Genomic DNA, 20,837 nt, shown 5'->3' on the forward strand with positions numbered 1-20,837 from the left:
ATTTCAATCTTCTTTGTTTAAGAAATTAATATTTAATTATTTTGCTTTATTTTTTCAGATTCGTCTTCCATAATATTGTAAGTCGAAACTTCGTATACATTGTTTACATTCCCCTCCTTATCTATGAAAGACAAAGGAGTTCGGGTTTGATATATCTGAAGTTTCTTTATCAACACACCATCTCTATAAATATTAAACCCGTCTATAGACTTAAATTCTGTTGGAATCCATTTGATTTCAATCCCGTTCGACACTTTCTGAACGCTCACATTAGATACACTTTGAGGTTTATTTATTTTAGGCAATTTACCGTCTTTGCAATATTGCAAATATGCCTGATGGTATTCCGGGTTTACTACATAAGGACTATTATAGTGACTGTATGCAAAGCAGATAATATTGCTTACATATCCATTTACAATATCTAGTTGCTTCTTTACACGTGTTAATGGCGCACTTGTCCAATAACGCTGATCGAACGTTTCTATATTTCCCCAAAACTTCAAACCCGGTTTGCTATTGACTGCTTCCCTCAAGTTTTGGAACCATTCTGATAAATTATCAAGATTGAGGCCACCTGCTCCAACACAGTCTTGAGGGGAGAAAATATCTCCGATTCGAAAATGCGTTTGTTCGAATACATTTTTCCACATTTTCGAATATTCCTTAGCATCTCCGCCTACCTTATGATTCATAAAGGGAGATAGCATAAAAGGCATATCAGGAGTAATTTTAGTAAGGTAATCTAAGTTTGTATTTAATGCTTGTGCCAAAATAGCTTGACGCTCTGATGTCATACAATTTAAATTATCAACCTCCCAAACCCAATACCAACCGTACATGGCATCGTTATATTTTTCTTTATATAAGGCAACCAATTCTTCAGCCACTTTATTTCCTATCTCCATCTGTCCAATCAACCAACTCGCATCATAATCTACTTTCCACCATCTGTCATTAAAGTTCAACCCTACAAACACTCGTATTCCATTTTTTTGAGCACTACGAAGGCAATTCTCTAATGTTTTATTTTGGTTTTTTTTCGCTGTTAGAGTAGAAGGATAAGTGGAAGAAACCTTACCTTGTTCATTCGTAAGAAGTGCGGGCGCATAAATAAGATATTTCATTCCGCCTTCTTTAAGCATCTGCATCTCCTTGTCCCAACGGCTATCATCCCAATTGAGAACAAGCGATTCTTGTATAAAAGAACCATTAAAATGAGGAATACCAGAACCTTCATTCTTTTGCTCGAATGTATAGTGGGTGTAAGTACCTTTAAGGTCTCTTATGTAAGAGTCGTATCTGGCTTCGTTTTCAAACAGATTAATAACACGCACTCCTCTACTAAGGGTTTCGGTGTAAGCCGCAGGATAACCTGTTTTACGTCCAAAAGCTAATGCTATATTTCCATTTAAGTCAACCATATAATCATTGTTATGGTCGTGTCCTACAAAGACTCCAATCACATCTTTCTTTTCGATAAAAGAGGAAAACAACCCGGAGTTTACATTTGATGCGGCTACACCTTCTTGCTTTTCACCAAATTCGCGATATGACCATCTTGCAGTTTCATGCTCTGTCAATGGTATATGAAAAAAGGCTAGCGAAGGAAGCTTGTGATTATTACGTTTCGTAAACTCATCGCTTGTTTTTCGATACCAATCTATCTGATCGTGCTTAATCCAATCATAGTATCCGAACGACCTATCACTTGATAAGTTATGAGAGTCTAACAGGTAGAGTACCCATTTTTCAGACCGTCCGTCAGAAGACACAATAGGAAGCGCACAGTTACCGGAGCCTGAAAGCTTTCCCCCTTCTGCATCATAAGTCAGGTTGTAAGGAACAGTGCGTAGGTAATTGAGAATTTCAGATTTAGTCATATCTGTTTCATCATCATGATTTCCGAAGGTTACGGCAAAAAAGGTCTTCTCTTTAGTAAAGAGATCTGCTAACTTCGACCAAGCCTTTAATGCACTTGAAGATACAACAATGTCCCCGGTGAGAATAACAAGATCCGGATGCTCTAAGCGGATAACTTCACGAATCAAATTACAAGTACTGTCATTTTTCTGTTTATAAGATTCACTTTCTACCCAGTGTAGATCTGTTAGTTGTACAATTTTAAACTTACCGTTGTTAAATTTTAAATTTGTAACCTGTCCGAAACCTGAAAAGCATATTAGCCAGCTAAATATAAAAAGTATATATTTTTTCATTTTTTTCTGTCTGTTCTAAAAGGAGCCAAAGGCAACCCGTTAATATCAAATAAATTAGGGATAGCATCATTCGTAAAGCAGTAGCGCACAGCTATGGGTTCTTTTGTTTTAGAAGAGGATACACTTATCTCGCCATTCTTATCTATCTTCGCATCAGCAGGATATATATTTCCTTCTTTATCCACAACTTCGAAATTCTGTATAACTTTATCTTTACAAGTAAGTTTTCCGATGGCAGTTGTGGTCACAATAATCTTATTTTTTTCTATACGTATCGAGTCTAGTTGAGGTGAATAAGGTTGTATGTCTTTTTTATGATAAGTTTGATGCAGCACCATATTAGCCAAACGCACACCCACCTGTTTTTTCAAACTCGGATGTATATCTGATATATCATTTACGAGATCACTAACAACAATCATTCCCGTATTTTTTAGTGTAGCTGCAACATCGGATTGTTGCTCCCGCAGATAAGCCGCATTCTTGTCTGCATAACCATTCCATGGAGCTATTTGCACAAAATAGAATGGAAGGTAACGATGAAATTCGTTTCGCCAGCCTCTTATCATACCATCAAGCAAAGTACCGTAGCTTGCAGCACGTTCGTTATTTCCTTCACCTTGATACCAGATGACTCCGGCAATGGTATAATTTTTAACCGGATTAATCATTGCATTATAAATAGAAGAATTTGCCGTAGGAGTCCAACTCTCAGGATGTTGCTTTGGTGATAGAGCGTATAACTCTTTCTCATGGTTGAAACTGGATTGATCGATCCATGGCTCTATTGAAGTGCCCCCCCAGTATGAGCCGATGAGTCCTATCGGAATATTTAGATGTTCGTTAAGGTGTTGTCCAAAAAAGAAAGCAACCGCACTAAAGTCTTTATAGGTATCAGGGGAGCAAACGACCCATTTTCCTTCAATCCGTTCAACCGGATATTTGGATGTTGCTTTAGATACTTTAAAAAAACGCAGATTTTTATTTTCTATCGCTTTTGTAATATCTCCCGCATCTAATACAGGATAACTCATCAAGTACTCCATATTAGACTGCCCGGAGCATAGCCAAGTTTCACCCATTAAGATATCATTAATCTCCCTCTCCAATTTGTTTTCCCAACCATAGAAACGAATACTATGTGGGCCTGTGAGGTCCGGAGTCTGTATATAAACTTCCCATGCACAATATTCGTTCGACTTTACATGTATAGTGTCTTGTGGTGCCCAGCTACATACAATTTTCAAATCCCATGCACCAGGACACCATCCCCAGAGTTTTACCTCCGAGTTGCGTTGCATTACAGCATGATCACTAATGATAGAGGGCAATATAAATTCGGGGGTTTGTCCCCAAAGAATAGTGAAAAACTGAATTGAGACTATAATTGCAAATATTCGTTTCATATATTTCACCGTTTGAAGTTTTGTTTTTTATACCAGCTCATATACTGGTTATACAATCTTACTGTTTCGTCGCGCAAACCGGCATGAGCCAGAGAGCCCGGTTTGTTCATTATACCCAGATACTGATAAACCAGAATTTTCTCTACAAAAGGAGAAATTGCCTCCATTTGATGAATAATCCGGGTTTCGAAATCGGCAGCAATTAAACTTCCATGGGTTGTTTGCTCAAAGTAAAAGAGTTCCATGTCTGCCCATATTTTTGAGCGTCCTGCTTTTTGATGAGCTTTACTCAAATTTTCAAAGAAACGTGCAGAGTCACTTAACTTTGTAGCACCTACCCCTACACCATCCTGATAGGCTACTATTTCTATATTAAGGTCTTCCAGTTGCTTAACAAAGGTGTCGTCACATTTCTGAGCTTTAATATTATAAGGAGCAATTAGATTAACACAATTGGCATTCATCGATTTTGCAATCTGGGCACATTCATTCACATAAGGAATAACATATTCTCCGAAATATGGCTCCAACCAAGACTCGTTAGGGAAATACCAGCCATAGAAACTCTTATGGTGACCATATTTAGCAAATATTTCCTCCATGCATTTTGCTCGTTTTTTACCCAGTTCTTTATCTGTCATCATCTTGACCGCATCAAGATCTATAGACCAGAAATCGTTGCTGACAAAAAACTTGATGCCAAACTCATCAGCTGCCGCCAAAACGGTTTCGATAGGATCATCACAGCCCATTTTAAATTTGGGAGCTAACTCGCTATCATAAAAAGCTAATCCATGAGCAGCAACATTCATCATAACGAGATATTCCATGCCGGCTTCACTAATCTCTCGGATTTTTTCGCGCCACTGAGAAGCGGTAAAGTTCCTTAAATCATTATCCCAGTATACACCTTCTTTTCCTCCGGGATGCTGAAATTCGAACCAAGATCCGGCTATCGGTTTTATCTGTGATACCCCGGCAGATTCTATAGAAGTTCTTCCTAAACTTATATTAGGAAGTAGCATTCCGGCAGCTCCTGCACCTAAAGTTGTTAAGAAATTGCGTCGATCCATCGTGTTAATATCTATAGTTATACTAATTCGCTTCGGTGAGGGATAGACGACTGTGCGCCCATTCTCGTTACAGCTATTGAAGAGGCTTGCGAAGCCATCTTTACAGCTTGTTTAAGTTCCATGTTTTCTGCTATGCCTACACACAATGCTCCATTAAAAGTATCTCCGGCAGCCGTGCTATCTACAGCTTTCACTTTAAAAGAATCTACACTGTAAGAGTTGTTCCCTTCTCTTACAAAACATCCTTTTGAGCCTAAGGTTATAATTACATTTTTCACCCCCTTCTTGCTTAGTTTTTCTGCAGCCAGAGCAATATCCGAATCATTATTAATTTTTATACCTGTAAGCATTTCTGCTTCGATTCGATTGGGTGTAATCATATATAAGTAATTATATAAAGACTCGGGTAAGTGCTGAGCCGGAGCAGGATTAAGTATGACTTTCATCCCTTTTTCAAAAGCTTTTTTTGCTGCATACTCTACTGTGGCTATAGGACTTTCTAATTGCATAAGAAGAATACCTCCTTCACTCATTTCACCTTCGATCTTGTCGATATCTGATTCGTCTAATAGTAAGTTGGCTCCGGAAGCAACAACAATCGTGTTTTCGGCTTTTTCGTCCACATTTATTAAGGCAACACCCGAAGGATGCATCTTATCTCGAGTAATATATTCTGTACAAATTCCTTCTTTTGCTAAGACCTCTATCGTTTGATCTCCAAAAAGGTCATTACCCAATCGGGCTACGAATATAAGATTACCTCCCATCCTTTTTACAGCAACAGCTTGATTAGCCCCCTTGCCTCCTTGAGTCATTAGGAAATTTCCGCCGAGTACGGTCTCCCCTGGGCCGGGAAGATGGGAGGATTTTACTACCATGTCTGTGTTAGAACTGCCAACGACTATTATCTTTTTCATTATGCTACTAATGTTTATTTTTGATTCAGAATACTTTCTAAAACGGTCCAACATTGGTACAAGCCGCGCGGAACATGAAAACATCCTTTCCATTTTCCGCCCTTCAGAGGAAGCAATACTTCTCCTTGTCTGTTCAGGTATCCAAACCATTCGGGATGTTCCTGATCTTTAAAGTGCTCCCATGTATAGCTATGTACTTTTTCAAACCATTCGAGACATTTAATGTCACCTGTCAGCTGATATCCTTTAAGTAAAGAGATAAGAGATTCGATATGTACCCACCAGAGTTTCTGATCCCATTCTAATTGCTGAGGCGGATAACCCAAACGATCCATATAATAAAAAACACCTCCATATTTTTTATCCCAACCATATTCGAGCATTGTTAGTGTTGTATTCTTCGCTTTCTCTATTAGTTCGGGTCTATTCAAACGCTTACCCAAATCCATTATAAACCACATAGCCTCTATAGCATGTCCCGGATTCATCAATCTTCCTTCGAAGGAATCGGACAATTCCCCGTTATCGAATACGTTCTCTACAATGATTCCACCGAGTTCAGGACGATAGAACACATCCATCACTTCGTGGATACAACTATCTATCACTTTATTGAGATATTCTTCGGTGAGTAGATGCTCGATCTCCAAAGCCAGATTACACAGAATCATTGGTAACGCAAAGTTTTTGAGGTTGCGAGTTCCGGGATAAAGCTTATTCCATTTGCCTTTCGGATTATCTACTTTGGAAAGAATTACCTCAAATGTTTTGCGGGCTATATCTGCATATTCTTCATTGCCTGTAGCAAGGTTGAGCTGACCAAAAGCCATTGTGGCAAAGGTATACGAGAATATATTATAAGGTTCAACCAAAGGGTTGCCTTCACGATCGAGAGAAAAATACCAATTGAAATTTCCGTCATGACCATATTTTTTAAGAAATTCGCCCCCTTGAATAGCACATTCCAACCACTCTTCGCGTTTTTCCACTTTGTTGTAAAGCATTGAGAACATCCAAACTTCACGGCCTTGCAACCAGATAAATTTGTCTGTATCAAAAACATTACCTTCGCGGTCAAGACATGTAAAATATCCACCAAACTCTTTGTCTTGAGAGTGTTTTATCCAAAAGGGAAGAACATTTTCTAACAACTCTTCTTTATAAAGATCTGCTAATTTCTTAAAATTCATAATTTTATACATATTTATATCTTCAACATCAATGTTATAGGCAACTAGTTTATTTGAGCTTTTCATATTTTAGCTGTTATAATTAGATTTATTTGTTAGTGCTTGTCAGTAGAAACTTTTTGTTTATATATATTTCCAAAACGGTCTGTTACTTTTATCTCAATGATTGCATTCTTATCTATAGGTGTTGCCCTAAACAAATGGTCCGTTTTGATCGGTGTTATCCAATCATATTCTACGCGTTCTCTATCCGAGCAAATAATTTTAGCTTCAGGGTCATATCCTTCGAAGTGATTCATTGTTCCCATATATTTGCCATTCTCGTACCACTCTACCTTCCATAACTCATCCCAGTTCCAAACATTTGCAATAATATCTTCAGGATAATCTTCAGAAGAAGCAATTGGATATCCTTTAAACTGATATGCATCAGGGTATCCCATACTTTTATATTTCCATGTAACTCTATTTCCTTCTACTTCATAAACGCCACAACCGCTAGGGGTACCGTCTGTACATATATCTGCTTTCCAGAAAGTCCCGCATACAGCAGCTGTGTTATGTTCCATTAGCCTGCTATTGAATACAATATTGCCATTATAGTGAGTATGCCCTGAGAATATATGAGCATCATAACCTTCTAAGAGATCATAAAGGCTGGAAGCATTACTGGTTTCATCGGGCAATAAAGCATTGAATTTTATATCTTTTGTTGAGCTGGAAGGAATATGCATAGCCACGAATACAAGATGATCTTTGGGAACATAGGATAAGTCTCTTTCTATCCATTGCAAGGTGCGTTCATCTATATATCCTATATAACGGTAATGCCTGTTAATGTAAAAACAGTTGTTGAGAACGATGTAATGTGCCTTTCCTCTATTGAATGAATAATATATCGGGCCAAAGAAATTTTCAAAAGTTTTGTATGAGTGCTCATGAGAGCGTACACCATATTCCATATCATGGTTACCAAGACTCCTATAAAATGGAAGCCCTAAAGCATCCGAAGCCTGAATATATGAAGGGTATAATGATGGTGTATTACCTACTATATCTCCACAGTCTAAAACAAAAACGTCACTGCCTTTCTTTTTCTGATCAATATATTGATGAAGATCTTTTAAGTATCTTACATATCCTTCTATATCCTTTTCTTTAGATACCTGAACATCTGCCTGAACGATGAAAGTATGCTTATTATCGTCCAGAGAATTCTTTATCAAATCAAAATCATACGCTTTATCTGAACTTTCTATATTTTGAAAAAAGCAAGGGATGCTTCCTTTCGCTTGTGGCAGATAGCCGGATGGAGTTGATATATATACAAACTTAGCATTGGCGTTTTGCGGTAAGGAATAATTGCCTTCCATATCAGTCAGTGCAAAATCATAGCCATTAGAGACAACTACATTCGCAAGCTTTTCTCCCTGACATTTTATTTGCCCCCTTATTATATCTTGCGATTGCAAGGACATATTAAACCCCAGCAAATATAAAATACCGATAAATGATTGTTTGAGTAGAAATTTCATCATGTTCCTTTTTAAATACTTTCTTCAATACCTATTTATAAAATATTAATTTCAATATCTATAGAAGCTTATCTTTTTACTATATCCGAGTGTATGTTTTTACTATTATATCTATATTATAATAAAAGAAGGGATTTGTTTACAATATAGACTCTTCAGTTAACCATATTTTATTAATACAACGAGACAAATATACATATATTTATTAAATACACAATATATAATTAAATATTTTATTATTAAGTTTATTTTAAGATTTAGAATTTAGGAAGCAAATTACCCTTTCAGAGCTATTTTTATAGCTCCAATATTGAATTTATATATGATTAGAATTCACAAAAAATCAACCAAAGAATGAAAGACAGGACAGAAATGCAAGTCCAAACGGCTTATTTTTTTTAAAGAAAATAAATACAAAAACCGAAATGCTTTTAAAACCACATCTGTGGTTTTAAAAGCATTTCGGTTTCTTGTTACTTCACAGAGCATCTCTGCTCCGCTAAGATATAGGGTATTTCAGCTATAATATCAATTAATATATCTCAAACAACCTTGTACGCGCCAACAGACACGCCCCTACAACGCCGGCTTTATCTTTTAGCTTCGAGATACTAATTGTTGAATCTTTATTTACAAGATTTAAAGAGTATTTTCGTATTGCAGTTTTGATAGGTTGCATTATATAATCCTCCGTCATAGATACAGTTCCGCCTATTATAACCATCTCAGGATTAAACACATTAATTAATCCGGCGATTTGTTCTCCCAATTTTCGCCCTATCTCCTCTACAAGATCTATACAGAGAACATCCTCTTTGTTTACAGCAGCTATGATTTCATCCAGCGTAACATTATCTCCTTTCAATATCTTCTCCGACAGCAAAGAAGAACCCCCTTCTTGAGCCAGTTCGAATAAACGACGATGCATGGCATGCCCCGAAGCTTCTGTCTCAAGACACCCTTTTTTACCACAATGACAGATAATTTCATTGTCATATATTTTCATATGGCCAAACTCTCCGGCAAATCCGGATTTCCCTGTATATACCTTACCATCAATGATAATACCGATAGCAAGTCCCCAACTAACATTTACAAAAATGATGTTTTTCTCACTATTCACACAACCCGCAAGATATTCTCCATAAGTCATGGCTCGTGTGTCGTTATCTATGGTCACTTTATATCCGTTTAATTTTTCGGATATAATATCGGCCAAAGGCCTTTCCTCAAAATAAAATATACTATAACTATAACCGGATTCAGGATTAACACGACCGGATATATTCACATTGATATTCAATATCTTATTCTTATCAACAGTCTGCTTATCTATAAAATCAAGAATTATATTACAAAGCTTATTTAAAGCTTCCGGAGTATTTTGCATCTGATACGACACACCCATCGTTAGATCTATCATATCCCCCTTGAAGTTTATAATACCTATATTTACAGCAGATTGCTTTATATCAACCCCGATAAAATATCCCGATTCAGGATTAAGTCCATACAGATTAGGATACCTGCCACCTGCTGTTTCTAACTTCCCATAGTCGTTTATATACCCGTCATCGTACATCTCACCTATAAGCTTAGTTACAGTAGGAATACTTAAATCCAGTTCTTTTGACAGCTCAGTTATTGTAGAACTCCCATTCTGAATATAGTAGTTTATTATATTCTTCTTAATCAGAGCACTTTTTGTTCCTCTTTCAATCTCCTGAAGCAGCTGTATATTCATATCTTTTTGATAATTATGTATTTTTCTTGCAAAGAAATATCTAAGCACAAAGCAAATATACTAAAAAAAATTATTAACCATTTATTTCCCTCTCTTCCCCTTATATATTAAATGATTTTTACCTAACTATTATTAATCGTGATTTTTCAATAAAGCAAACACCTTTTCCAGACTTGTAAGCGAGAGATGTCAATCAAACAAATATAATAAACATAAAAATAAAACGCCATATATATAATTAATATTTTTATTAAATAAGATTGATATAAAAAAATATTTACTACATTTGTTTTTGAAAAGCTAAGAACACATTTCTTTCTCTATTTTAAATACCAGAAAAGGATTATTAGACGTGATGATCCTTAAAATCATCTCGAAGTACTTATATTTATTTTATAAACATCAAGTCTTCCCGAATAATAAAATACAATATATTTAACCAAATGTAATATAATGGAAGCAGATAATCGCAGAGATTTTTTAAAAAAGGTTGCACTGGGCGGGGTATCGGCCATGGCAATTCCGGCAATTACCTCGTGTAGAGGTTCAACTTCTACAGATAGTAAAATATTAGAAGCTGATACTTCTATTCAAAGTAACCTGATCGTACCCAAAGAAAACGGGATTCGAATAACAGGAACTTTTCTGGATGAAATATCCCACGATATACCTCATCAAAATTGGGGAGAGAAAGAATGGGATCTCGATTTTCGACACATGAAAAACATTGGAATCGACACCGTCATACTGATTCGTTCGGGATACCGCAAATTTATCACATATCCTTCGAAATATTTATTGAAAAAAGGATGCTACATGCCATCAGTCGATTTGATAGACATGTATTTGCGATTAGCTGACAAATACGGTATGAAATTTTATTTTGGTCTTTACGACTCGGGAGAGTATTGGGATACAGGCGACCTCTCATCCGAAATAGAACATAATAAATATGTAATAGATGAAGTTTGGGAAAGCTATGGAGAAAAATATAAAAGTTTCGGTGGTTGGTATATCAGTGGTGAAATAAGCAGGAAAACGAAGGGAGCTATTGATGCCTTCTCCGCAATGGGGAAGCAGTGCAAAAATGTATCGAATGGTTTACCCACGTTTATTTCCCCATGGATAGATGGCAAAAAAGCTGTTATGTCTGCGTCAGGACAGTTAACGAAGGCCGAATCGGTTTCGGTACAAGAACATGAAAAAGAATGGGGAGAAATCTTTGACGAGATAAAAGGCTCTGTTGATGCATGCGCCTTTCAAGATGGGCATATTGACTATGACGAGTTAGACGCATTCTTTGAGGTGAATAAGAAATTGGCAGATAAATACGGATTGAAGTGTTGGACAAATGCAGAAACCTTTGACAGGGATATGCCTATCAAATTTTTACCGATCAAGTTTGATAAACTTAGGATGAAACTTGAAGCTGCCAAGCGCGCCAATTATGACAAAGCCATTACTTTCGAGTTTTCTCATTTTATGAGTCCACAGTCTGCATATCTTCAGGCAGGACATTTGTATAACAGGTATAAAGAATATTTTGATATAAAATAATAACAAAAATTAGTTTTATGAATTCTAGTATAAATATAAGGTACATCAGCTTCTTATCTGTTGTTGCAGCATTAGGAGGTTTCCTTTTTGGGTACGACACTGCTGTAATATCAGGAACAATAGCGCAGGTGTCTGCACAATTTTCGTTAGATTCTCTCTCTCAAGGCTGGTATGTCGGCTGTGCTCTTGTGGGCTCTATACTCGGAGTGATGAGCGCAGGGGTTCTCAGTGATAATTTTGGTCGTAAAAGGACACTATTGGTAGCAGCTATTCTCTTCACTATATCAGCTTTTGGATGTGCCATCTCATCCGATTTCGATCATTTGGTAATAGCTCGCATTATTGGAGGCATAGGTATCGGTGTGGTATCGATTATTTCTCCGCTTTATATCTCAGAAATCTCAGTTGCCGAATACAGAGGGCGATTAGTTTCATTGTATCAGTTAGCAGTAACAGTAGGTTTTTTAGGAGCATATCTGGTAAACTACGGGCTACTTAATTATTCGGTAAACGGAGCAGAACAACTCACCAACCCAACATTATATCATATATTTCATAGCGAAGTATGGCGTGGTATGCTGGGTATGGCAGCTATACCTGCAATATTATTCTTTATTGTGATTTTCTTCATTCCTGAAAGTCCAAGATGGCTGATATTAAAAAATCAAGAAACAAAGGCTAAGTCTATTTTGGCACACATCTATGGTTCTACAGAGTCGGCAATACATGAAATGAACGAAACAAAAAGAGTAGTAGGTAGCGAAACGAAAGCAAATTGGCGATTACTTCTCAAACCCGGCATAATGAAGGCTGTGCTTATAGGTGTGGCGATAGCCATGTTAGGACAGTTTATGGGAGTGAATGCCGTTCTTTATTATGGCCCTTCCATTTTTGAGAGTAGCGGTTTATCAGGTGATGACTCATTGTTTTATCAGGTGATTGTAGGATTAGTAAACATGCTAACAACAATTCTGGCAATATTCATTATCGACAAAGTAGGGCGAAAGAAACTAGTTTACTATGGAGTATCGGGCATGATCGTTTCCCTTCTTCTTATTGCGTTTTATTTCATCAAAGGAAATGATTTGGGTATATCAAACATATTCTTGTTAATCTTCTTCCTTGCATACATCTTTTTCTGTGCGGTATCTATTTGTGCTGTTATTTGGGTGTTATTATCCGAAATGTATCCTATCAAAGTACGTGGTCTGGCTATGTCAATCGCGGGATTCTCTTTATGGATAGGCACATATCTGATTGGGCAATTAACTCCTTGGTTCTTAGACAATCTGCACCCCGAAGGCACATTTATACTTTTTGCAGTGATGTGTGTTCCTTACATTCTGATTGTATGGAAGCTAGTGCCTGAAACAACAGGGAAAACATTGGAAGAAATAGAAAAATATTGGGAGAACTGATATCTTAAAAAACTATTCAGAATAGAAATACAATATTCTCATTGTTTCTAAAAACAAAACACTCGTAGCGCATAAATCACTACGAGTGTTTTTTAGTTACAACTAAAACTACCAAAAAATCCTTTATAAAGCCTGAGCCCTAGCCCACTCAGATGTGCCGTTCTCATTAATAGCCTCTATCGCAAAATAGTAAGGCTTTGTTTTATCCATACCCGGATAATAGTATTCATTTACATTATATACCATTACACAGTTATAGAGTTTATCTGGCTCTTGCCCGATGTATATATTATAAGCATAAGCTCCGTCTACAGGTTTCCACTTCAGCCACCCGTTACGTTTGTCTGTCATATCTGACCGTAAAACAATGAAGTCTCCCACTGCTTTGGGCTTATCACCTTTTCCTAGTCCAAAAGCTCTGAATCCTGATATTGCAAACTTGCCGGTCGGCATATGTATATTTTCAAGCTTCAGATAACGAGCCTCAACAGGTTTTGCCAACTCCACATAATCGTGAGGCACATCTTTCTGATTTTTACTTTTATCAATCAGCACGCTCCACTTCTTCCCATCCAAAGAATAATAAACTATATACTGGTGATATGTTCCTGTTTGCTTGCCCATAAGCTCTACATCCTGATCGGCATAATTAATCTGTATGGCGTGTACAGTAGAAATTTGCCCCAGATCAGAGATCAGCCATTCTCCTTTGTTCGCTGTCTGAGCACTCCAATATGTTTTCACATTTTCGTCCACTATGTTATTTGCATAAAAAGCCCCAAGGGTAGATGATACTTGCACCGGCTTATTATAGTTCAACAACATCCAACCGGTAAATCGGCTCTGCAAATGATCTGCTTCACCATTTGGTAAATAGTGAGGATAATCTCCAAATGCAGTATTACAATACATGACATCATCTTTATCGAATCCGGCAGGCCAGATACCGATGCGACGCTCAAAATTATTTTTCACATTGATCACCATTGTGGAGGTATGCCAGTAGTTTTTCCAATTGTCCTGAAATGTAGCTCCATGTCCCGCACCTCTTATAAAACCTCCGGCCTTCATACTTAGCGGGAGAGATACATGCTCAAAGTAGCCTAGAGGACTGTCACTGACTGCTACACCGTCTCCATAGTGACTAAATTCAGTACCCGGACCACCCCATTGCAGGTAATATTTTCCATTATGCTTTGTCATCCATGCACCTTCCATAAAAGGCTTTAGGAAAGTATTATCCATATGTTCTCCAAACCGATGCCAACCGATGCGCTCATCATCAAGCAGCAAGAGTTCTTTGCGTGTTCCTATGGGTTGAAAATTGCTGCGATTGAGTTCTATGCCATACAATGGATATACATTGCTACTGCCATTATACATATAAAGACGCTCGTCATCGTCAACAAAGAAAGCCGGATCCCAACCTCCAATATCGAATCGTTCTACGGCTTTACTCCACTCATTACCCTTGGGGTTGGTACTCACCCAAATAGGAAAAAGGCGAGAATAAGTAGAACCGAACACACAGAGCGAGTCGCCTTGTACCCATGCTGCTGGGGCACAAAGATCGTCCCACTTGTTTGGCGTATTGTCAATAGCCTCTTGTGTAAGAAAATGACGTGACACAAAATGCCAGTCAGACATATCGCTACTCCACCAATACCCTGTTTGATTGGTAGAAAACAGATAGTAATCTCCTTTATAATTCACAATTGCAGGATCTGCTGTGGCACGATGCTTTCCCCATGTCAGAAAGTTGGGAATAGGGCCATATCCATAATCAATATTGATAGGATTACAATATGTTTTTTGCTGTGCCGACAGCCAGAAAGTCGCTGTAATAAAAAACAATAATATACTTAATCTTTTCATAACTTAAAATAACACATTACTTCAAATGAGGGGATTCATATCCCAATTTCTTCAGTCCGTTTTGAACATCAGGATGACTCATAAACAGATTCCACAATAATCCTGTTCGGTAATTTTCGAGCATTACCACAGTTGTACCCTGATCTATTGCCAAATACTTCTGAGGATACCAGTTGTCAGTTTCACTAAAGGCATCATAAAAACCGTAAGGCCCCATCAATTTATCTCTCATACTATACAGTTTCCTCATCACCTTCATCGACTCTTCGGGAGTATAAACAATAGAAGATAGTGCGGCAGTAGGCGTTATCACGCCAAGATCTCCTCTTTCGGTTGGCTCATGAGCCGCATATCCTTTTACCGAATAGCTGGCAGTCAGCCCCCAACAGTCATCACCATAACCTTTATATCCTTTCGGGTTTCGGATGCAATACGCCCTGTTTATCAGCGTATAATTTTTCATTTCTTCAAAATAATCTGCATACTTATCCTTTAGTCCCCTTGGGTCTAAGCCTAAGAAAGAATAATGTGCCCAGAACAAAGGCCCTACCTCTGTACCCTGATAACGCATATTCAACTTGTAACCTTCTACCTCATGCGGGCCGATAATCTTTCCATTCTCTCCCCATCCTTGCTCATACACACTTGCAGGAACACCATGAGTAGGAGATGAAGCGGCAAGAATAAATGTTATAAGACATTCATTATAACCATGTATAGAGAAATTCATTTCCCAAGAATGTTCAGGACTCCAGTGCCAGTACAATTGGTTTGTACCATTGCGATGCCAATTCCAGTCTACAGCCTTCCAAAGTTTATCGATACGTGCTGCAAGAGCTTTTTCTTCATCCGTTCCGTTTATATAATATTGGTGCACAGCAAGAAGTCCTTGAAAAAGGAATGATGTTTCTACCAAATCTCCACCATTGTCTTTATCACTGAAACCTACTACTTTACCTGTTTCTCCATTCCACCAGTGAGGAAACACACCATGAAAAGAGTCTGCTTTTTCGAGAAAATCAACTATTTTATTAAATCTCTCTAAGCCTTGTGCTCTGGTGATATATCCTCGCTCTATGCCGGAGATGATAGCCATTATCCCAAAACCACTCCCTCCTGATGTCACGGTATTTTTGTCATATTTGCCATAGTCACCATCTACATGGAAACGTTCACGAGCCATACCACTTGTAGGCTCTGCCCCATCCCAGAAATATTGGAATGTCTTCCGCTGTACCGTATCTATTAATGCTTCATCAGATATTGCAGAAGCTTCCTCTGCTACATTTTTATCTTTATTATTAGCACAGTTTAATAGACAGAGAGCAAGTCCGGAGACAAAAATAGCCTGTATTATTTTCATAAGATTCATTATTTCAACGTAAATCTTGCATTTTTCACATCACGGCTATTGCCCCCGATCATTACATCAAAGTCTCCGGGTTCGAAAACAAAGTTAAGATCATAGTCATAGAACTTCAACATTTCGGGTGTTATCTTAAAGTTGACAGTCTTAGATTCTCCCGCTTTGATGAAAACTTTCTCAAAACCTTTCAGTTCTTTTACCGGACGGGTTACGCTTCCTACAACATCGCGAATATATAGTTGCACAACTTCCGCTCCGTCTACTTTACTCTTATTCGTTACTGTCACACTTGCTGTTAATTCTCCATTTGCATCTATCTGTGTGGAACTAAGTTTCACATCACTATAGTCGAATTTACTGTAGCTAAGTCCAAACCCGAACGGATACAAAGGATCGTTTGATACGTCAAGATAATTGCTCCGAAATTTTTCGAACCATTTACCGTCGGCTAATGGGCGCCCTGTATTTTTATGATTGTAATACAATGGTATTTGTCCTACATTCTGAGGGAATGTGGTAGTAAGCTTTCCACTCGGATTTACATCTCCAAACAGCACATCTCCAATTGCATAAGCTGCTTCGGTTCCGCCAAACCACACGTTGAGTATTGCAGGAACATTTTCATTCTCCCATGTAAGAGTCAACGGACGGCCTGTAAACAATACTAAAACGACAGGTTTTCCTGTTTTCAATAATTCCTTTAACAAGCGTTGTTGAATATCAGGAATACCAATTTCGGAACGACTGCTCGACTCGCCGCTATATTCTGACGATTCGCCCAATGTAGCTATAATTACATCCGCGTTCTTTGCAATTTGTAATGCTTCATTTCTTAATTCTTCTTCTGTACGTCCATCACGCTGCAAGTCTCTTCCAAAAAGAGTTGCTCTTTGCTCCAACGCCGGGTCGGTAGTTAAATTACTACCCTTTGCATATACTACATTCGCTTTGTTGCCAACCACCGATTTTAGTCCGTCAACTACTGTTGTCGCTTTATTGAAATCTGCCGCTACACTCCATGTTCCGGGCATATTTTCACGGGTATTTCCTAATGGTCCAACAACGGCAATCGTACCTTTTTTACTCAAAGGCAACACATTGTCATTTTTGAGCAAAACAAAGCTTTCTGCTGCTATCTTACGGGCAAGAGCACGATGTTCGGGTGTATATACTTCTTTCTTTACCCTGCTCACATCGCAATATTTATAAGGGTCGGTAAATAATCCTAACTTATATTTTGCTTCAAGGATAAGACGACATGCCCTATTTACATTTGCTTCGGTTATCTTCCCTTCATCTAACGACTTCTTCAAAGTTGTAAGAAAACCTTCACCAACCATATCCATATCGATACCAGCACGAAGTGCACGAGCCGATACGGTTTGCAAATCGCCGATACCATGATCTACCATTTCGTTGATCCCTGTAAAGTCTGTTACCACAAACCCATTGAATCCCCATTGTTTGCGCAACACATCTGTCATTAGCCACTTGTTGCCTGTAGCCGGAACTCCGTCTACCTCGTTGAATGATGCCATTACGCTACCTACTCCCGCATCTACTGCTGCCTGATATGGATAGAAATATTCATTGTACATGCGTTGACGACTCATGTCTACCGTATTATAATCACGTCCGGCTTCTCCTGCTCCATACAAAGCATAATGCTTTACACACGACATAATCTGATTGTTAGTCGTAAACGTTTTGTCTCCTACTCCCTGATACCCTCTTACCATAGCTTTGGCTATTTGCCCTCCTAAGTAAGGGTCTTCGCCATTGCCTTCGGATACACGCCCCCAGCGAGGGTCTCTCGATATATCCACCATCGGGCTGAATGTCCAGCAGATACCATCGGCACTGGCCTCGATCGCTGCTATGCGTGCTGATTTTTCAACAGCATCTATGTCCCAAGAACAAGACAGTCCCAATGGAATTGGAAATACCGTTTCGTATCCGTGAATAACATCCATCCCAAAAATAAGAGGAATCCCTAAACGGCTTTCTTCGACGGCAACCCGTTGCACATCTTTTATTTTTTCAACACCTTTTATATTGAAAAGGCCTCCAACAAGTCCTTTTTTAATCTTGCCTGCAATATCGCTATTCTTTGCCTGTCCTGTTACAATATCTCCCGAACCGGGCAAGTTGAGCTGACCTATTTTCTCTTCAATAGTCATTTTGCTCATCAGATCATCTATAAAGCGATCCATCTTTGTGTTTTGGTTCTGCTGTGCATTAGCGATCAAGGTACACCCAAGCAAAACAGTTGTAATAAGTTTCTTCATGTTTCTATTTTAATGTAAATTCTGTTTTTAATTTCGTATCCGAACTTCCGCCCACAAAAAGATGGAAGTCCCCCGGCTCGTAGACATATTCAAGCTGTGAGTTATAGAATCTCAAATCATTCACCGACAAGGTAAAGTCTATTACTTCCGACTCGCCGGCTTTCAAGAATACTTTTCTGAATCCTTTCAGTTCTTTCACAGGGCGCGTAACACTTCCTACCAGATCACGCGTGTAAAGCTGTACAACTTCCTCTCCGTCATATCCGCCCGAGTTGGTAAGTTTTACACTTACTTTAAGCGGACTGTCTTTTGTTATCTCTTTTGACGATAACGTTAAGTCTGAATAGGCAAATGTTGTATAGCTCAGTCCATATCCAAATGGATAAAGAGGTTCGTTAGAGACATCCCAATAACGAGATCCATACGCAAACTGAGGGACATTGGGATCATAAGGACGACCCGTATTTTTATGATTATAGAATAAAGGAATTTGTCCTACATTTTGAGGGAATGTCATTGTTAGTTTTCCTGACGGATTATATTTTCCTGTGAGCACATCAGCAATAGCTGCGCCACCCATTGTACCGGGAAACCAAGCCTCCAAGATTGCATCCAGATTATCCTTTTCCCAATTTATAGTCAACGGTCGTCCATTCATCAATACAAGAACCACAGGCTTTCCGGTCTTTTTTATCGCTTTGAGTAAATCCAATTGAACACCGGGAAGTGATAAGTTTGTGCGGGAATTATTTTCTCCCGACATATTATGAAACTCGCCCATCACCATCACCACAACATCAGAAGCGGAAGCTACTCTAACAGCTTCGGCAAACCCTTTCGTATCATCACTCTGTATATCGCAGCCTTTGGCATAAGAGATTTTGTCTTTACCGATGGCTTCAACCAAACCATCATACACACTTACGGGAATCGTATCACGATTTCCCATTGCAGACCAACAACCCAATATTTCATACTTATCTTTCGCCAAAGGGCCAATCAGTGCTATTCTCTTATTTTCTTTCAATGGTAAAATCTGCTTGTCATTCTTTAAGAGAACTATCGATTTGCGTGCCATGTCCCGGGCAGCCTCTTTATTTGCAGGCGTGAGAATATCGGTTTTCTCTCTGTTGGCGTCACAATATCTATACGGATCTTCAAACAGTCCTAACTTATATTTTATTTTCAGAATTGCCCGAGCCGCCTCGGTTACATCTCTCTCCGAAACTTTTCCTTCATCTATAAGAGTTTTCAGATGATTCATATACACACCTCCCTGCATGTCCATATCTACACCCGCATTCATCGCTATTTCAGCAGAATACTTCTCATCTTTAGCATATCCGTGCGGTATCATTTCATTGATAGAGGTATAGTCTGTAACTACAAATCCATTGAAATTCCATTTATCACGAAGAATGTCCTTCAGCAAGTATTTATTCCCTGTGGCTGGTATTCCGTTCAAATCATTAAACGATGTCATTATCGTACCACATCCTGCATCGAGCGCAGCCTTGAATGGAGGAAGATATGTATTCCACAGTTCATTGAGAGACATATCTACTGTATTGTAATCTCTCCCTGCCATAGTCGCCCCATAAGCGGCATAATGTTTCACACAGGCAACTACAGTATTTACAGCGGATAGATTATCTCCTTGAAACCCTTTCACACGTGCAGCAGCGATTAATGAGCCTAAGTAAACATCCTCACCCGCTCCTTCGGCTACACGTCCCCAACGAGGATCACGAGAGATATCGACCATCGGAGCGTATATCCAGTTTATACCTTCGGCTGTAGCCTCGGAAGCGGCGATTCTAGCAGAACGTTCCATCGCTTCGAGATCCCAACTACATGACTCGGCAAGGGGAATAGGAAAGATAGTTCGCTGCCCATGGATCACATCGTAACCAAAGATGAGAGGAATACCTAAACGAGTTTCTTCGACAGCTATTTTTTGCAGACTACGTGTATAGTCCGCACCCACAGCATTAAAGATACCTCCAACCATTCCTTTCTTAAGGTATTCTTTGTAGTTTGGGTCAACTGTGGGGCCTGTTATAACATCATAACCGCTGGTATATAAAACCGTTTGTCCGATTTTTTCTTCCAGAGTCATTCGGCTAAGCAAGTCATCAACAAATTTATCCACCTCAGCATCCCTCTGATCTTTGTCTTTACCACAGCCCGTAAGTATAAGCAGACAGAGCAAAGCAAAAGATGTAATCCAATTCAATCTCATCTTCAAT

General features: G+C 38.6%; 13 protein-coding genes. 2 read left to right on the top strand and 11 right to left on the bottom strand.

Annotated features, from left to right (window positions below; all coding sequences use genetic code 11):
* Positions 1-32: 32 nt before the first annotated feature.
* From BGO84_RS14090 to BGO84_RS14120, 7 genes are all read right to left on the bottom strand, one after another.
* Entirely contained in the window at positions 33-2,219 is a 2,187-nt protein-coding gene (locus tag BGO84_RS14090) for a DUF4434 domain-containing protein (RefSeq protein WP_291030124.1), read from the bottom strand.
* Positions 2,216-3,625 (bottom strand): sialate O-acetylesterase, encoded by a 1,410-nt coding sequence (locus BGO84_RS14095; RefSeq protein WP_291030126.1) that lies wholly within the window; start codon positions 3,623-3,625, stop codon positions 2,216-2,218. The genes BGO84_RS14090 and BGO84_RS14095 overlap by 4 nt, the downstream gene beginning before the upstream one ends.
* Before the next feature lie 5 nt (positions 3,626-3,630).
* Positions 3,631-4,698 carry a DUF4434 domain-containing protein gene (locus BGO84_RS14100; protein WP_291030128.1) on the bottom strand — a complete coding sequence of 356 codons (1,068 nt, stop codon included), beginning with the start codon at positions 4,696-4,698 and terminating at the stop codon, positions 3,631-3,633.
* Between the two features lie 17 nt (positions 4,699-4,715).
* Entirely contained in the window at positions 4,716-5,615 is a 900-nt protein-coding gene (gene rbsK, locus BGO84_RS14105; RefSeq protein ID WP_291030130.1) for a ribokinase, read from the bottom strand.
* Between the two features lie 14 nt (positions 5,616-5,629).
* Entirely contained in the window at positions 5,630-6,805 is a 1,176-nt protein-coding gene (locus BGO84_RS14110; RefSeq protein WP_291030132.1) for an AGE family epimerase/isomerase, read from the bottom strand.
* Positions 6,806-6,900: 95 nt separating this feature from the next.
* Positions 6,901-8,340, bottom strand: a complete 1,440-nt coding sequence (locus tag BGO84_RS14115; protein WP_291030150.1) for a calcineurin-like phosphoesterase family protein — start codon at positions 8,338-8,340, stop codon at positions 6,901-6,903.
* Positions 8,341-8,872: 532 nt separating this feature from the next.
* The gene (locus BGO84_RS14120; RefSeq protein ID WP_135104529.1) at positions 8,873-10,084 is read right to left on the bottom strand and encodes an ROK family transcriptional regulator; all 1,212 of its coding nucleotides are present in this window, start codon (positions 10,082-10,084) and stop codon (positions 8,873-8,875) included.
* A 453-nt stretch (positions 10,085-10,537) separates the two neighbouring features.
* Between BGO84_RS14120 and BGO84_RS14125 the strand changes: the two genes are divergently transcribed.
* Positions 10,538-11,641 (top strand): DUF4434 domain-containing protein, encoded by a 1,104-nt coding sequence (locus BGO84_RS14125; RefSeq protein WP_291030134.1) that lies wholly within the window; start codon positions 10,538-10,540, stop codon positions 11,639-11,641.
* A 17-nt stretch (positions 11,642-11,658) separates the two neighbouring features.
* The gene (locus tag BGO84_RS14130; protein ID WP_291030136.1) at positions 11,659-13,059 is read left to right on the top strand and encodes a sugar porter family MFS transporter; all 1,401 of its coding nucleotides are present in this window, start codon (positions 11,659-11,661) and stop codon (positions 13,057-13,059) included.
* Between the two features lie 123 nt (positions 13,060-13,182).
* On the opposite strand, the gene BGO84_RS14135 is transcribed toward BGO84_RS14130, so the two are convergent.
* Genes BGO84_RS14135 through bglX (BGO84_RS14150) form a run of 4 tightly spaced genes read right to left on the bottom strand, consistent with a single transcriptional unit; the run spans position 13,183 to position 20,830 of the window.
* Positions 13,183-14,934: a family 43 glycosylhydrolase gene (locus tag BGO84_RS14135; RefSeq protein ID WP_291030138.1), complete on the bottom strand. Its 1,752-nt coding sequence runs from the start codon at positions 14,932-14,934 to the stop codon at positions 13,183-13,185.
* 16 nt (positions 14,935-14,950) lie between these two features.
* On the bottom strand, positions 14,951-16,306 hold the full coding sequence (locus BGO84_RS14140) for a glucoamylase family protein (protein ID WP_291030140.1): 1,356 nt from the start codon (positions 16,304-16,306) through the stop codon (positions 14,951-14,953).
* Positions 16,306-18,588, bottom strand: a complete 2,283-nt coding sequence (gene bglX, locus BGO84_RS14145; protein WP_291030142.1) for a beta-glucosidase BglX — start codon at positions 18,586-18,588, stop codon at positions 16,306-16,308. The genes BGO84_RS14140 and bglX (BGO84_RS14145) overlap by 1 nt, the downstream gene beginning before the upstream one ends.
* Positions 18,589-18,592: 4 nt before the next feature.
* Positions 18,593-20,830, bottom strand: coding sequence for a beta-glucosidase BglX (bglX, locus tag BGO84_RS14150; protein ID WP_291030144.1), 2,238 nt, complete (start codon positions 20,828-20,830; stop codon positions 18,593-18,595).
* Positions 20,831-20,837 lie beyond the last annotated feature (7 nt).

The sequence above is a fragment of the Dysgonomonas sp. 37-18 genome, from assembly GCF_001899125.1.
Lineage (GTDB): Bacteria > Bacteroidota > Bacteroidia > Bacteroidales > Dysgonomonadaceae > Dysgonomonas.

Excerpts from the sequence above, each read along its gene's own strand:
- BGO84_RS14130 (WP_291030136.1), top strand. The coding sequence starts at position 11,659 with ATGAATTCTAGTATAAATATAAGGTACATCAGCTTCTTATCTGTTGTT.
- BGO84_RS14095 (WP_291030126.1), bottom strand. The coding sequence starts at position 3,625 with ATGAAACGAATATTTGCAATTATAGTCTCAATTCAGTTTTTCACTATT.
- BGO84_RS14115 (WP_291030150.1), bottom strand. The coding sequence starts at position 8,340 with ATGAAATTTCTACTCAAACAATCATTTATCGGTATTTTATATTTGCTG.
- BGO84_RS14125 (WP_291030134.1), top strand. The coding sequence starts at position 10,538 with ATGGAAGCAGATAATCGCAGAGATTTTTTAAAAAAGGTTGCACTGGGC.
- BGO84_RS14090 (WP_291030124.1), bottom strand. The coding sequence starts at position 2,219 with ATGAAAAAATATATACTTTTTATATTTAGCTGGCTAATATGCTTTTCA.
- BGO84_RS14135 (WP_291030138.1), bottom strand. The coding sequence starts at position 14,934 with ATGAAAAGATTAAGTATATTATTGTTTTTTATTACAGCGACTTTCTGG.
- BGO84_RS14140 (WP_291030140.1), bottom strand. The coding sequence starts at position 16,306 with ATGAATCTTATGAAAATAATACAGGCTATTTTTGTCTCCGGACTTGCT.
- BGO84_RS14100 (WP_291030128.1), bottom strand. The coding sequence starts at position 4,698 with ATGGATCGACGCAATTTCTTAACAACTTTAGGTGCAGGAGCTGCCGGA.
- rbsK (WP_291030130.1), bottom strand. The coding sequence starts at position 5,615 with ATGAAAAAGATAATAGTCGTTGGCAGTTCTAACACAGACATGGTAGTA.
- bglX (WP_291030144.1), bottom strand. The coding sequence starts at position 20,830 with ATGAGATTGAATTGGATTACATCTTTTGCTTTGCTCTGTCTGCTTATA.
- BGO84_RS14120 (WP_135104529.1), bottom strand. The coding sequence starts at position 10,084 with ATGAATATACAGCTGCTTCAGGAGATTGAAAGAGGAACAAAAAGTGCT.
- bglX (WP_291030142.1), bottom strand. The coding sequence starts at position 18,588 with ATGAAGAAACTTATTACAACTGTTTTGCTTGGGTGTACCTTGATCGCT.
- BGO84_RS14110 (WP_291030132.1), bottom strand. The coding sequence starts at position 6,805 with ATGAATTTTAAGAAATTAGCAGATCTTTATAAAGAAGAGTTGTTAGAA.